General features: G+C 70.9%; 13 protein-coding genes. 7 read left to right on the plus strand and 6 right to left on the minus strand.

Annotated elements, in window-relative coordinates; translation table 11 throughout:
- Positions 1 to 51: 51 nt before the first annotated feature.
- A complete protein-coding gene (locus Amac_RS20990; protein ID WP_373869827.1) occupies positions 52 to 1,071 on the minus strand; it encodes a FecCD family ABC transporter permease in 1,020 nt (339 codons plus the stop codon).
- Positions 1,072 to 2,010, minus strand: coding sequence for an ABC transporter substrate-binding protein (locus Amac_RS20995; RefSeq protein WP_155356085.1), 939 nt, complete (start codon positions 2,008 to 2,010; stop codon positions 1,072 to 1,074). It abuts the gene before it with no gap.
- A 276-nt stretch (positions 2,011 to 2,286) separates the two neighbouring features.
- Here Amac_RS20995 and Amac_RS21000 point away from each other — a divergent pair, with 276 nt between their 5' ends.
- From Amac_RS21000 to Amac_RS21010, 3 genes are all read left to right on the plus strand, one after another.
- Complete coding sequence (locus tag Amac_RS21000) at positions 2,287 to 3,540, plus strand: sensor histidine kinase (RefSeq protein WP_218041203.1); 1,254 nt, start codon at positions 2,287 to 2,289, stop codon at positions 3,538 to 3,540.
- Complete coding sequence (locus Amac_RS21005) at positions 3,531 to 4,178, plus strand: response regulator (RefSeq protein WP_155356087.1); 648 nt, start codon at positions 3,531 to 3,533, stop codon at positions 4,176 to 4,178. Before Amac_RS21000 ends, Amac_RS21005 begins: the two co-directional genes overlap by 10 nt.
- Before the next feature lie 118 nt (positions 4,179 to 4,296).
- Positions 4,297 to 5,517 carry an acyltransferase family protein gene (locus Amac_RS21010; protein ID WP_155356088.1) on the plus strand — a complete coding sequence of 407 codons (1,221 nt, stop codon included), beginning with the start codon at positions 4,297 to 4,299 and terminating at the stop codon, positions 5,515 to 5,517.
- Here the strand turns inward: Amac_RS21010 and Amac_RS21015 are convergent.
- Positions 5,483 to 6,355 carry a Gfo/Idh/MocA family protein gene (locus Amac_RS21015; protein ID WP_174900200.1) on the minus strand — a complete coding sequence of 291 codons (873 nt, stop codon included), beginning with the start codon at positions 6,353 to 6,355 and terminating at the stop codon, positions 5,483 to 5,485. The genes Amac_RS21010 and Amac_RS21015 overlap by 35 nt on opposite strands.
- A gap of 93 nt (positions 6,356 to 6,448) precedes the next feature.
- Here Amac_RS21015 and Amac_RS21020 point away from each other — a divergent pair, with 93 nt between their 5' ends.
- Together Amac_RS21020 and Amac_RS21025 are read left to right on the plus strand one after the other, a co-directional pair.
- Entirely contained in the window at positions 6,449 to 7,111 is a 663-nt protein-coding gene (locus Amac_RS21020) for a hypothetical protein (protein WP_155356089.1), read from the plus strand.
- 29 nt (positions 7,112 to 7,140) lie between these two features.
- Positions 7,141 to 7,746: a histidine phosphatase family protein gene (locus Amac_RS21025; RefSeq protein WP_155356090.1), complete on the plus strand. Its 606-nt coding sequence runs from the start codon at positions 7,141 to 7,143 to the stop codon at positions 7,744 to 7,746.
- Here the strand turns inward: Amac_RS21025 and Amac_RS21030 are convergent.
- The 3 genes from Amac_RS21030 to Amac_RS21040 form a co-directional block, all read right to left on the minus strand.
- The gene (locus tag Amac_RS21030) at positions 7,739 to 7,999 is read right to left on the minus strand and encodes a hypothetical protein (protein ID WP_246268530.1); all 261 of its coding nucleotides are present in this window, start codon (positions 7,997 to 7,999) and stop codon (positions 7,739 to 7,741) included. The two genes, Amac_RS21025 and Amac_RS21030, sit on opposite strands and share 8 nt — an antisense overlap.
- Positions 8,000 to 8,109: 110 nt before the next feature.
- Entirely contained in the window at positions 8,110 to 8,343 is a 234-nt protein-coding gene (locus Amac_RS21035; protein WP_155347234.1) for a DUF397 domain-containing protein, read from the minus strand.
- Positions 8,330 to 9,166, minus strand: coding sequence for a Sco1979 family transcriptional regulator (locus Amac_RS21040; RefSeq protein ID WP_218041209.1), 837 nt, complete (start codon positions 9,164 to 9,166; stop codon positions 8,330 to 8,332). The genes Amac_RS21035 and Amac_RS21040 overlap by 14 nt, the downstream gene beginning before the upstream one ends.
- A gap of 210 nt (positions 9,167 to 9,376) precedes the next feature.
- Between Amac_RS21040 and Amac_RS21045 the strand changes: the two genes are divergently transcribed.
- The gene (locus Amac_RS21045; RefSeq protein WP_155356135.1) at positions 9,377 to 9,862 is read left to right on the plus strand and encodes an ATP-binding protein; all 486 of its coding nucleotides are present in this window, start codon (positions 9,377 to 9,379) and stop codon (positions 9,860 to 9,862) included.
- Positions 9,863 to 10,154: 292 nt separating this feature from the next.
- Positions 10,155 to 12,533, plus strand: a complete 2,379-nt coding sequence (locus tag Amac_RS21050) for a helicase-associated domain-containing protein (RefSeq protein ID WP_155356093.1) — start codon at positions 10,155 to 10,157, stop codon at positions 12,531 to 12,533.
- Positions 12,534 to 12,554: the final 21 nt, after the last annotated feature.

Below are 12,554 nucleotides of genomic sequence, written 5' to 3' on the forward strand. Positions count from 1 at the left end.
CCCCCAGCACCGCCCGCCCCCCGAGCCGCACCCCCAGCCCGCGCACCTCGATCACGTCTCCACCCGCCTGGTCAGCCGCAACACCAGCACGAAGAACGGCGCCCCCACGAAGGCGGTCACCACCCCGATCGGCAACTCGGCCGGCGCCAGCACGGTCCTGGCCACCAGATCCGCGATCACCAGAAATGCCGCCCCGCCCAGCAGCGACAACGGCAGCACGATCCGGTAGGACCACCCGGCCAGCCGCCGCACCACATGCGGCACGACGATCCCCACAAACGCGATCAACCCGCTCACCGCCACCGCGGACGCGGTCGCCAGCGACGCGGCCAGCAGCACGAACAGCCGCACCCGCCGAGCGTGCAGCCCGAGGCTGGTGGCCTCGTCGTCGCCGACCGCCAGCACATCCAGCAGCCGCCCGTGCGCGAGCATGACCACCACCGACACCAGCGCGTACGGCGCGATCATCACCAGTTGCGGCCAGCCGCCCCCGACATCCCCCAGGATCCACGAGTAGACCCGCTGCAACTCCTCGACCTTGAGCTGCTGCACGAACGTCTGGATCGCGGTCAGGAACGAGGTCACGGCCACCCCGGCCAGCACCAGCGTGGCGGTCCCGCCACCCCGCCCGGCGGTGTTCCCCAGCGCGTACGCCAGGAAGACCCCGCCGACCGCCCCGGCGAAGGCGGCGACCGGCACGGCGCCGGAATCCCCCGTCACCACGATCACCAAGGTGACCGTCAGCCCCGCCCCGGCCGCCGCCCCCAGCAGGTACGGATCGGCGAGCGGATTACGGAACACCCCCTGATATCCGGCCCCCGCGATCGCCAGCAGCCCGCCCACCAGCCCTGCGAGCAGCACCCGGGGCACCCGCAGCTCGAACAACACGCCCTGCTCGACCGGCAGCAGCCCCGAGTCGATCGACACGAACGGCAACCGATCGAGCAACGCGTACAGGACGGAACCGGGCGCGAGGCCGGCGGCTCCGACCAGCAGTCCGGCCGCCATGGAGCCCAGCAGCACGACCACGGCCGCGCCGAGGGCCCACAGCCTGAACCTGTGCCGAGTCAATCAGCTCGTGGCCTTCTGCACGGCCTCGCTGATGCTCCTGGCCAGGTCGACGATCCGGGGCCCCCAGCGGGAGGCGATGTCGTCGTCCAGCTCGACGACCTGCTCGTCCTTGATCGCGGACAGCCCCGACCAGCCAGGACGTTTGGCCAGCGTGCCCGCGTTCTGCCCGCAGCACTTGGTGTCCGCCAGGAAGATCAGGTCGGGGTCGGCCTTGGCGACGAACTCGGCGGAGAGTTTGGGGTAACCGCCCGCCGCGTCCGGAGCCGCGTCCGCGATGTTCTCCAGGCCGAACAGCCCGTAGATCTGCCCGATGAAGGTGAGCGAAGTCGTCGAATAGGGCACGACGTCGAGCTCGTGATAGTAGCTGAGCCCCTTGCCCTTCGGCGCGGCCGTGACCAGCTGCTCCAGCTGGTTCTTCATCGAGGACACCAGCTCGGTCGCCTGGCGCGCGTTCCCGGTGGCCAGGCCGAGGTCGTTGATCTCGTCGTAGGCCGCGTCCAGGTTGGCGGCGGCGGGTTCCAGCAGGACGGGCACGCCGACCTTGCCCAGGCCGTCCAGCACGCCTTCCAGGTCGTTGGCCAGGATGACCAGGTCCGGCTTCTCCGCGATGATCGCCTCGACGTTGGGCTTGAACCCGGAAAGTTCCGTCTTGGGCGCCTCCGCCGGGTGGTTGGACTGGTCGTCGACCGCGATCACCTGCGGCCCGGCGCCGATCGCGTACAGCGTCTCGGTGGCCGTCGGCGACAGCGACACAATCCTGCCCGGCCGCTGCGCGATGGTGATCGAGCCGTTCCCGGCGTTCACGGTCACCGGGAAGGCCCCGGCCGCGACGGTAGGGGCAGGGGTTTGGGTCGGGGGGGCGGCGGTGTCGGCAGGCTGACCGCATCCGGCCAGCAGGAGAACACCCAGCAACGCGCCCGCGAGAGCCTTGGGCCTCACGGATTCCTCCAGAGTCGCCGGGAAACGAGAGACCCGCGTCATAAGACGGATCACCCTTTCCACGAGGGTTGATGACGTCAGCGCACGATGCAGGCGACCTGGCTCACCCGCCCAGGGGAGGGCGGGAATGACAGTTGCGGGACAGCGCCGGGCTCAAACCGGACTTCGCTGCACGATACGCGTCGAAGGAACGGTACCAATGTCCGGACAGCGGCCTTCGGCCAGGCCCCGATCGACTCCCGCGAGACCGGGACAGAGCTGGATAGGCTGGCTCGCGTGAGCGGGGTCCGGCGACGTCTGGGGCGAGCGGTCCGGGCGACCGGGCGGCTGCTGCTCGGGCTGCTGCTGGTGCCGGTCTGCGTGTTCGGTTCCGTGGTGTTCGTGCTGGCGTTCCTGTCCAGCGCGACCTTCGTCGGGCTGATCATCCTGCCGTACGTGGTGCGCCTGAACCGCTGGATCGCCGGCCGCGGCCGCAAAGTGGCGGCGGGATGGCTGGGCGAGCCGGTCGTCGCCGAGTACGCGCCCATCCGGGGCGGCATCCTGGCCCGGGCCAGGATCGTGCTCGGCGACCCGATGACCTGGCGGGACGCGGGCTGGATGGCCAGCCACATCGTGATCGGCGTGATCATGGCCGCGCTCGGCCTGAGCGTCTGGGCGGCCCTCGGTTTTGACCTGTCCGTCCCGATCTGGTGGTGGGCGCCGCTCCCCGAGCACAGCATCTACCTGGTCGGCTTCGCCCTGGACAGCTGGCCCCGCGTGCTCGTCACGATCCCGCTCCACTTCCTCGCCGTCGCCACCGCCGGCTCGTACGTGCTGCCCTTGCTGGCCACCGCCGACGCCCGCCTGACCCGCGCCATGCTGGCCACCCCCGAGCGGGTACGGCTGGCCGAACGCGTCGTCGAACTCACCGAGACCCGCACGGCCGCCCTGGACGCGCACGGCGCCGAACTCCGCCGGATCGAGCGCGACCTGCACGACGGCGCCCAGGCCCGTCTGGTCTCGATCGCGATGCGCCTCGGCGTGGCGGAGCGGATCCTGGCCGCGGACCCGGACAAGGCCGCGGAGCTCATCGCCGAAGCCCGGCTGAGCACCGAGGAGACCATGACAGAGCTGCGGGACATCATCCGCGGCATGTACCCGCCGATCCTCGCCGACCGCGGCCTGCCCGGCGCGGTGGCCGCGCTCGCCGCCCGCTGCCCGGTCCCGGTGGCGGCCACCGTGGACGGCGTGGACCGCCTGCCCGCGGCGGTCGAGGCGGCCGCCTATTTCGTGGTCGCGGAGGCGCTCACCAACGTGGCCAGGCACAGCGCCGCCACCAGCGCCACGGTGAACGCGACGGTGCACGTGCACGGCGACGAGGCGTCGCTGACCCTGCGGGTGAGCGACGACGGCCGGGGCGGGGCCGACGAGGCGTCCGGCAGCGGCCTGGCGGGCATCCGCCGCCGGGTCGCCGCCTTCGACGGCAGGACCGAGCTGTCCAGCCCGCCCGGCGGGCCCACCACCCTGACCGTGGAGCTGCCGTGCGGGTAGTCATCGTCGAGGACAACGTGCTGCTGGCCGAGGGCCTGGCGCTGCTGCTGCGCACCGAGGGCCACGAGGTCGCCGCGACCGCCGACACCGCGCCCGCCTTCCTGGCGGCCGTCGAGGAGCACCGCCCGGACATCGCCGTCGTCGACGTGCGGCTCCCGCCGACCTTCCGCGACGAGGGCGTGCGCGCGGCCATCGAGGTGCGCCGCCGCCACCCCAGGCAGCCCATCCTGGTCCTGTCGCAGTATGTCGAGCAGACCTACGCCACCGAACTCCTGGCCGAGGGCGGCGGCGGCATCGGCTACCTGCTCAAGGACCGGGTCAGCCGGGTCTCGGAGTTCGTGGACGCGCTGGCCCGGGTCGCCGCCGGAGGCACCGCGATGGACCCCGAGGTGATCGCCCAGCTGCTCACCCGCCGCCGGGTGGATCACCCGGTGGACACGCTCTCCCCGCGTGAGCACGAGGTCTTGGGCCTGATGGCGGAGGGCCGCTCCAACGGCGACATCGCCGGCCTGCTCACGGTCACCGAACGCGCGGTGCACAAGCACGTCGGCAACATCTTCGTGAAGCTCGGCCTGCCGCCCAGCGACAGCGGCCACCGCCGGGTGCTCGCCGTGCTGAGCTACCTCTCCAAGGTGTAGCCCGCTACACCCTTAGGGGTGCGCGCCGTCGCACGATCAAGAAGGGGGCTGGCCCTGCCGCGCGGAGGGCCGGGACTCGGGAGGCTTGGGGGGTCGATCTCCCCTGAAGGTGAAACCCATGTCGCTGACCCTGCTCCCCCCTGTTCCCGCCGCGGTCTCCCCCAGAGACCGGTTCATCGACATGCTGCGCGTGTTCGGCATCGTGCTCGTCGTGGTGCAGCACTGGAGCATGCCCGTGCTCCTGTACGCCGACGGCAGGCTCACCACCGGCAACGCGCTGGCCGCCATCCCGCTGGTCACCTGGCTGAGCCAGGTCATGCCGCTGGTGTTCTTCGCGGGCGGCGCGGCGAACGCGATCAGCTGGCGGAAGGGCGGCGACGGCTGGGTGGCGCGGCGGGTCGGCCGCCTGGGCTGGCCGGTGCTGCCGCTGGCGGCGGTGTGGCTGCCGCTGCCCTACCTGCTGGGCTGGCTGGGCGTGCCGGAGCAACCGGTAGAGGTGGCTGCGCGAATCGTGGGGCAGTTGCTGTGGTTCCTGGCGGTGTATCTGGTCGCCGTGGTCGCGACGCCGTACCTGATCCGGATGCGGGCCGCCGTGGTGCTGCCGGTGCTGGCCGGGGGCGCGGTGGCCATGGACGTGATCAGGTTCGCGGGGTTCGAACCCGCCGGATACCTGAATGTGGTGTTCGTCTGGCTGGCCGTGCACCAGATCGGCTTCCTGTACGCCGAAGGCCGCCTGGCGTGGCTGTCCGGCCGCCGGGCCGCCGGGCTGGCCGTGGCGGGGTTCGGGATGGTGGCGGCGCTGGTGGCGGCGGGGCCGTACCCGATGAGCATGATCGGGATGCCGGGGGCGATCTCCAACATGGCGCCGCCGAGCGCCTGCCTGCTGGCGCTGTTCGCCGGGCAGCTGGGGCTGGCCATGCTGCTGCGGCCCGCGCTGAACCGGGTGGCCGCCCGGCCGGGGCCCGGCGCGCTGCTGGAGTGGCTGGCGCCCCGGATGATGACGATCTACCTGTGGCACATGCCCGCGCTGGTGGCCGTGGCCGGGGTGGCGGTGGTCGGGTTCGGTCTGGACACTCCGGCGATCGGGTCGGCGGAGTGGTGGGCGCTGACGCCGTGCTGGCTGTTCTGTCTCGGCGTGCTGCTGGCGGCCCTGGTCCGGGTTCTCGGCCGGTTCGAGCAGCCGCCGGCCTGGGTCGGCGGGTCGGCGGTCCTGGTCGGCGGGGGGCTCACCGCGTTGATGATCACCGGCTTCCAGCCTGGCCCGATCCCGATTCTCGCGTCGGGTGTGCTGCTGCTGGGCCTGGTCAGGACGCGAGTTGCCGTTCCGCGTCATCGATGATCTTCTGCAAGCGGAGGCCGTGCTGTGCGTCCAGCGGGTGGCCGCCGCCCGCGCGCACGGTCTCCGCGAACGACGCCATCATCCGGGCGAAGATCTCCTCCCCCAGCTCGTTGCCGAGCAGGGAGGCGCTGCCGTGCTCGCCGTACACGTCGATCCTGGCCGGGGGCAGCTCGCCGGTGGCCGCCATGCAGAGCGAAGCCTCGCTGACCGCGCCGGTCTCGTGCTCCAGCAACAATCCCACCCACCCGAGCGGGTTGCCGTGCGCCCGCACCGACGTGACCGGTCCCAGCGCCGCGTCCAGCAGGTCGATCGTGTGCGGCCCGACGTCCAGCACGGCCCCCCGCTCCAGCCGCCACGGCGTGGCGAAATCGCCCCCGCGCAGCGCGCCGGAGATGTTGGCCGCATGCCCCCCGAACGGCCGCAACGCCCGCGCCTTCGCCAGGAACTCCTCGGTGGCCCGCGAATACCGGAAGGTGTACACCATCTGGCTGGCCACCCCCGCCTCGCCGATCGCCTCGGCCAGCCGCCGCGCGCCGTCCAGATCGGCGGCCAGCGGCTTCTCCAGCAGCAACGCCTTCCCGGCCCGCGCCGCCACGATCCCCAGCTCCGCCTGTACGGCGGGCGGCACGCTGAACGCCACCGCCTCGCAGACCTCCAGCAACTCCTCGATCCGCTCGAACGACGGCACCCCGTGCTTGCCCGCCAGCTCCGCCGACGCCTCCGGACGCCTCGCCCAGACCCCGGCCAGGCGCGTGAACGGCCCCCTGGCCAGTTCGGGCGCGTGCACCATGCCCGCCCACGGCCCCGCCCCGATCAACCCCACCGATACCGGCTCCACCGCCGCCTCCTTCCTGGATCTTCAGGGTGAGACTAGCCGGTTGAGTACGGGGCTACTCATGCCCGCCAAGGGGCTTCGCGTGACGCTGGCCATATGACAAGCCTCGACACCACCTCCCGGTCGGGCACGGACACGTTCGCCCGCTACGCCATGGTCGCGGGGGCCTTTCTGGCGCCCCTGCTCCTCGCCATCTCGCTGCTGCTCTCCCCGATCGCGCCAGGCGTGGAAGGGGACGCGTACGTCCGCGAGTTCGGCGCCAACATCGACAGCTACCCGACGGCCGTCTGGCTGGGCGCGCTGAGCTCGATCCTGCTCATTCCCGGCATGTTCGGCGCGGCCAAAGTGGTCAGGGCCGGCAAGCCGGCGCTCGGCCTGATCGGGCTGATTCTCGCCTTCGTGCTGGCGCTGCCCGTCGGGGGCAACACCGACGACGTGATCTACGCCGCGCTGAAGAGCGGCATCGACCCCGCGAGCACGGTCAAGCTGGTCGACACCTACGAGAACGGCCTGCCGTCCTCGGCGCTGGGATTCAGCTTCTTCCTGGGGCTGCTCGGGCTCGTGCTGCTCGGCGTGGCCGCCCTGACGGGCAGGACCGCCCCCGTCTGGGCGGGCGTGGCCCTGATCGTCGCGCCGATCCTCATCCCGGTGGCCTGGTTCGCCGCGCTGCCGACGATCGCGGCGGCCGTTCCGTGGGCGCTGCTCGCCGTCGGCCTCGGCGGGGTCGCGCTCCCGCTGGCCGGGGCCGACCGGAGGTAGCCCGGGCCGTCGGGCATGATGAGAGCCATATGGAACTCATTCTGCTGCGGCACGGCGAGACCGAGTGGAGCAGGGCGGGGCGGCACACCGGCCGCACCGACCTGCCGCTGACCGAGCACGGCGAGGAGCAGGCCAGGCTGCTCGCCCCGGAAGTCAAGAAGCACCGGTTCGATCTCGTGCTGGTCAGCCCGGCGCGGCGGGCTCGGGATACCGCCGAACTCGCCGGGATCGGGTCGTACGAGATCGAGCCGGACCTGTGGGAATGGGACTACGGCGGCTACGAGGGCATCACCACCGCGCAGATCAGGGAGACCCTCCCCGGCTGGTACATCTGGCGGAACGGCGTGATCCCGGGCGACGAGGCCCATCCCGGGGAGGACATCGCGCATGTCGGGCTGCGGGCGGACCGGGTGATCGCCCGGGCGCTGGCGATGATGCGGACCGACCACGTCGAGCCAGGGCCCACCATCGCGCTCGTCGCGCACGGCCACTACCTGCGGATCCTGGCCGCGCGCTGGCTGGGGCTGCCGCCGGATCACGGCCGGTATCTGCGCCTGGACACGGGGACCTATTCCGCACTCGGCTTCGAACACGGCGAGCATGTGATCCTGCGCTGGAACGCGCCCGTCAGCTGACCACAGGGGCAGGTTGCGGGCCACGGCCGGTGAGCCACTCCAGGACCTTACGATGCCCTCTGCGGGCGTCCTCGAAGTGGCCCCACCGCCAGTATCTGGGCTGGTCCCGCACCCCGGTGACCCAGGTTCGATAGGCCACCGGGCGCGGCTGACCGTCGGTCGGCTCCGTCGCCGACGCGACGCCATACGTTCTGATCACGACGCGTCCGCCAGGCGCGAACAGCACGTCGTCCGCCACCGGGTACAGGGTCATCTGGTCCAGCATCACAAGCCCCCCTATTTGATTGGGTCTTACTCTGCCGGATCCTTGTTACGCTCCCCGCGCCGACGGGTTACGCGCGTGCGCGTCGTGTAAAAACGGCGTTACACGAGGAGGGTGTCGAACTCGCCGTCCTTGACTCCGAGCACCAGTGCGCGGATCTCGTCCCGGGTGTAGATCAGGGCAGGACCTTCGGGGAAACGGGAGTTCCGGACGGCTACCCCGCCGTCGGGAAGCTCGGCCAGCTCCACGCAGTTGCCGGTGGAGTTGCTGTAGAGGCTCTTCCGCCATAGGACGCCGTAAAGGTCGTTCGACGGCATGCCGTTATATGTCTGCATACAAGTTCTCTCTCAGAAGATCTTCGAGCAGATCCCGGGTGCCACCCGGCGTGGTGCTCTCCACGCACAGCTGCTCCATGGCCGTGAGGTACGGATCGATGTCCTCACGTTTGTCCAGGTACAGAGCACCCCAGAGTTGCTCGACGTAGACCACGTCCGACAGGTCGGACTCCGGAAAGCGCAGGATCGTGAACGCCCCGCCTTCGGCAGCGTGCATCCCGAAGCGGAACGGCATCACCTGCAGCGTGATGTTGGGCAGCCTGGCCACCTCGAGCAGATGCTCGATCTGCTCGTGCATGATCTTTGGCCCCCCGATGGGCCGGCGGAGCGCCGCCTCGTCGATGACCGCCCACAGTCTTGGCCCGTCCTTCTGCTTGAGCCGTTCCTGTCGCTGCATGCGCAGATGCACGCGCTGTTCGATCGTGCTCTCCGGGGCGTCCGGAAAGCCGAGCTGGACGACGGCTCGTGTGTACGCGGCGGTCTGCAGCAGGCCGGGCACGAACTGCACCTCGTAGGTGCGGATCACGCTCGCCGCCTCCTCCAGCCCCACGTACGTGACGAACCAGTTCGGCAGGACTTCGCCGAACTTGTGCCACCACCCCGGCGTGTTCGCCTCCCGGACCATCTCCAGGAGGCCACGTCGATCGGCGTCGTCCAGGACGCCGTACAGCGTGAGCAGGTCCTCGACATCACGTGTCTTGAATCCGACCCGCCCGAGCTCCATCCGACTGATCTTGGACTCGGAGGCGCGGATGTGGAATCCGGCCTCTTCTCGGGTGAGATCCCGCTCCTCGCGCAGCCTCCGCAGGCTGGCGCCCAGCATGATGCGCCGAACAGTGGAGCCGGACCCCGGCGGATCGATGGACACGTGATCATTCCTCCGGTATGTGGACTGAACACCAGTCTGTCAAAGATCGCCCCCTTCTTCCCAGGGTCGTTTTGAGGTAACCGTAGCGCTTGCCGCGACCATATGCACGTGCATTCGCTATTGCACATGCACGGGAGATTGCACCATCATGATCTCGTGCACTCCATGCTCCAGTGGTCCACGCTCGACTGGTGGCCTCCGGTGGGCTGGTGGCCGCATCCCGCGCGAGATCTGCTCGCCGGCAGCACCGGATGCACCGCCAGCGCCACCTTCGTACTGCCCCCGCGCGCCGAGTCGATTCATTCGGCCAGGAGCTTCGCGATGGGCACGCTGGCGGGGTGGGATCTGGCCGAGCTGGCCGACGGCATGGAGCTGGTCGTCTCCGAGCTGGCCACCAACGCGCTGCGGCACGGCATGGAGCTCGGCGTGCCCCGCCGCCGCGAGGTCATCCGGCTCTCCCTGATCCGCCGGGGCTCGCTGGTCACCTGCGCGCTGACCGACCCCGGCTCGGCCGAGCCGGTCAAGCGCGACCCCGCGCCGTTCGAAACCGGCGGCCTCGGCCTGCACATCGTCGAATCGATCAGCGTCCGCTGGGGCTGGTGCCCGCTGACCCCCCAAGGCAAAGCAGTTTGGGCCGTTTTAGCCGCATAGTACGGGAACATGGACCGGGGGGTGGGTCCGTGCGGCCCGGACCGCACGGACCCGCCCCCCGGTTTATGTTCTTGGGACTTGTGTGACATATGGGCATTGGGTTCCTGGAATTCCCGGCCGTATATCCGGGAATCACCTCCGATCGCGTTCTGGTGTGCTGAGGTGGAGTCGAGCACGCTGCGGGGAGGGAGCGGGAGAACAGGAGAATGACCTTTTCGGAGCGAACTGCGCAGAATATCTTGATCTCACGTGCGTCACCACCGCGGCTTCCCGATGGCCTGAGAGATCTGTGATGGACGATCACCTAATCGCCTGGCTGACAACTCTCGACGAAGATCGACTCGCCCGCGTCCTGGCCAACCGCCCGGACGCCATCGCCGCGCCCTGGCCCAGGCGGCTGGACGCGCTGGCGCACCGCCTCGGCAACACCTTCGCCGTCATGGAGGTCATGCGCGGCCTCCCGCTGCCCCCGCTCGAGCTCCTGCAGGCCTGCCTGGTGATCGGCGGCCGGCCGACCGAGGACGAGCTGGCCCGCTTCCTCGGGGTGAGCACCTCGGAGGTGATCCCCTGGCTGGATCGCCTGTACGACTGCGCCCTGGCCTGGCCGGGACAGGACGGCCGGATCCACCTGGCCGAGGCGGTCGCCCGCTGGTGGACCGCCCCCTGCGGGCTCGGCGAGCCGCTCGCCACCTACCTCGACTCCTGGATGCTCAACACCGAGGGCCTGCGGCGGATCTGCCGCACGCTCGGATTGGCTCCCCAGGGCGGGAAGCGGCAGATGGTGGCCCGGGCCACCGCCCTGCTCAGCGACCCGGAACGCCTGACCGAACTCGTCACCACCGCGCCGGACGGCACGGTCGGCGTGCTCGACGACTTCGCCTGGGACGGCCCGGTCCGCAGCGTGGACGGCAACCGCTTCCTCAACGCGGGCACGCCGGAGAAGTGGGCGGCGGATCGGGGGCTGCTGTTCCGGACGCAGTGGGATGTGGCGGAGATGCCGCGTGAGGTGGCGCTGGCGTTGCGAGGCCCGGAATATCACGGGCCGTTCACGCCGTACCCACCGGATCTGGCCACCATCCAGGTCGATCGGGACGCGGTCGAGTACGCGATGTGCCTGGCCGCGCCGCACGTGCTGGATCGGGCGACCGCGCTGCTGGAGAACACCGACAAGACGCCGCTGCCGCTGTTGAAGAACGGCGGGGTCGGGGTGCGCGAGGTGCGCCGGGTGGCCAAGGAGACCGGCTGCTCGGAGGAGGAGACCCGGCTGTTCCTCGAGGTCACCGCGGTGGCCCGGCTGATCGCGCTGGACGAGAGCGCGGGCGGTCTGGTGCCCACCGATCGTTTCGACTCCTGGCGGCTCGAGGACGCGCCCGCCCGGCTGCGTACGCTACTGGCGGCCTGGTGGCGGATGGAACGCTCGTCGCTGCGCCGCAGCGACGGCCGCTATCCGGCCGTGCTCGGCGACGACCCCGCCGGGGAGACCATCGCCCGGATCCGCTGGGCGGTGCTCGGCGCGCTCACCGAGGTCCCGGACGGGTACGCCTTCGCCACCCTGCAGGAGCTGGTGCAGTCGGTGCACTGGCGGGCGCCGCTGCTGGATCGGGAGCTGCTCGCCGAGTGCGCGCCCGGGATCCTGGAGGAGGCCCGCCTGCTCGGTCTCGCCGCCCACGACTCGCTCACCGATCTGGGCCGGGCGCTGGCCGCGCTCGGCCAGGTGGCCGGCAACGAGAACGACGACACCGTCCCCGAGGTCGAGTACGACCCGGTGCTGGCCGATCGTTCCGTCCGCGCCCTGGCCAGCGCCCAGCGCACCGCCCTGTTCGGCGCCGACCTGACCGCCGTCGTGACCGGGCCGCCCGCCGCCGAGCTGGCCTCGCTCCTGGATCGGGTCGCCGACCGGGAGTCCAAGGGCGCGGCGTCGGTCTGGCGGTTCACCCCCGCCACCGTACGGCGGGCGCTGGACGCGGGCGCCGGAGCCGACGCCCTGCTGGACCAGCTCGCCCAGGTGGGCACCCTCCCCCAGCCGCTCATCTACCTGATCAGGGACGTGGCCCGCCGCCATGGCGAGGTCACCGTCACCACGGTCGGCTGCATCATCCAGGGCAGCGACCCCGCCCTGCTGGCCGAGATCGCCGGCCACCGCCGCCTGGCCAAGCTCGGCCTGCGCCTGCTCGCCTCCTCGGTCCTGGCCAGCTCCGCCCCCGCCGACCGCACCCTCGCCGCCCTCCGCGAAGCCGGGTACGCCCCCGTCCCCGTCAACGACACCGGCGAGATCGAGATCCGCCGCGAACCCCAGAGCGGCCGCCTGATCCTGCTCCCCGGCGGCCGCGTCGCCGAACTCGACCCCCTACCCTTGCTCACCGAACCACCCCCCGACCCCCACGAACACGCCAAACGCCTGATCACCACCCGCGAAGAGGCCAAACAGAACGGCCAAACCTGGGCCCTGATCGGCCGCATGGCCACCCGCCTCCCCACAGCCGAACAGTCCCTCCTCGGCTTCGTCGTCGACCGCGGCGTCCGCGCCTTAATCACCTTGTCCGACGGCGTCACCGCCACCGTCAGCCACGGCGAACTCCACTCCGGCGTCCTCGACGCCTGGTGCGAGGAAGCCGGCGACTACCTGGAATTCCCTCTGAACGAAATCGCTTCGGTCACCGCTTCCACGTGACAACACTCCCGGCACCGACCG

It is taken from the genome of Acrocarpospora macrocephala (assembly GCF_009687865.1).
Lineage (GTDB): Bacteria > Actinomycetota > Actinomycetes > Streptosporangiales > Streptosporangiaceae > Acrocarpospora > Acrocarpospora macrocephala.

Coding starts and splice junctions, on each gene's coding strand:
- Amac_RS21010 (WP_155356088.1), top strand. CDS start 4,297: ATGTCGCTGACCCTGCTCCCCCCTGTTCCCGCCGCGGTCTCCCCCAGA.
- Amac_RS21040 (WP_218041209.1), bottom strand. CDS start 9,166: ATGCTGGGCGCCAGCCTGCGGAGGCTGCGCGAGGAGCGGGATCTCACC.
- Amac_RS21025 (WP_155356090.1), top strand. CDS start 7,141: ATGGAACTCATTCTGCTGCGGCACGGCGAGACCGAGTGGAGCAGGGCG.
- Amac_RS21030 (WP_246268530.1), bottom strand. CDS start 7,999: ATGACCCTGTACCCGGTGGCGGACGACGTGCTGTTCGCGCCTGGCGGA.
- Amac_RS21045 (WP_155356135.1), top strand. CDS start 9,377: ATGCTCCAGTGGTCCACGCTCGACTGGTGGCCTCCGGTGGGCTGGTGG.
- Amac_RS21050 (WP_155356093.1), top strand. CDS start 10,155: ATGGACGATCACCTAATCGCCTGGCTGACAACTCTCGACGAAGATCGA.
- Amac_RS21035 (WP_155347234.1), bottom strand. CDS start 8,343: ATGCAGACATATAACGGCATGCCGTCGAACGACCTTTACGGCGTCCTA.
- Amac_RS21020 (WP_155356089.1), top strand. CDS start 6,449: ATGACAAGCCTCGACACCACCTCCCGGTCGGGCACGGACACGTTCGCC.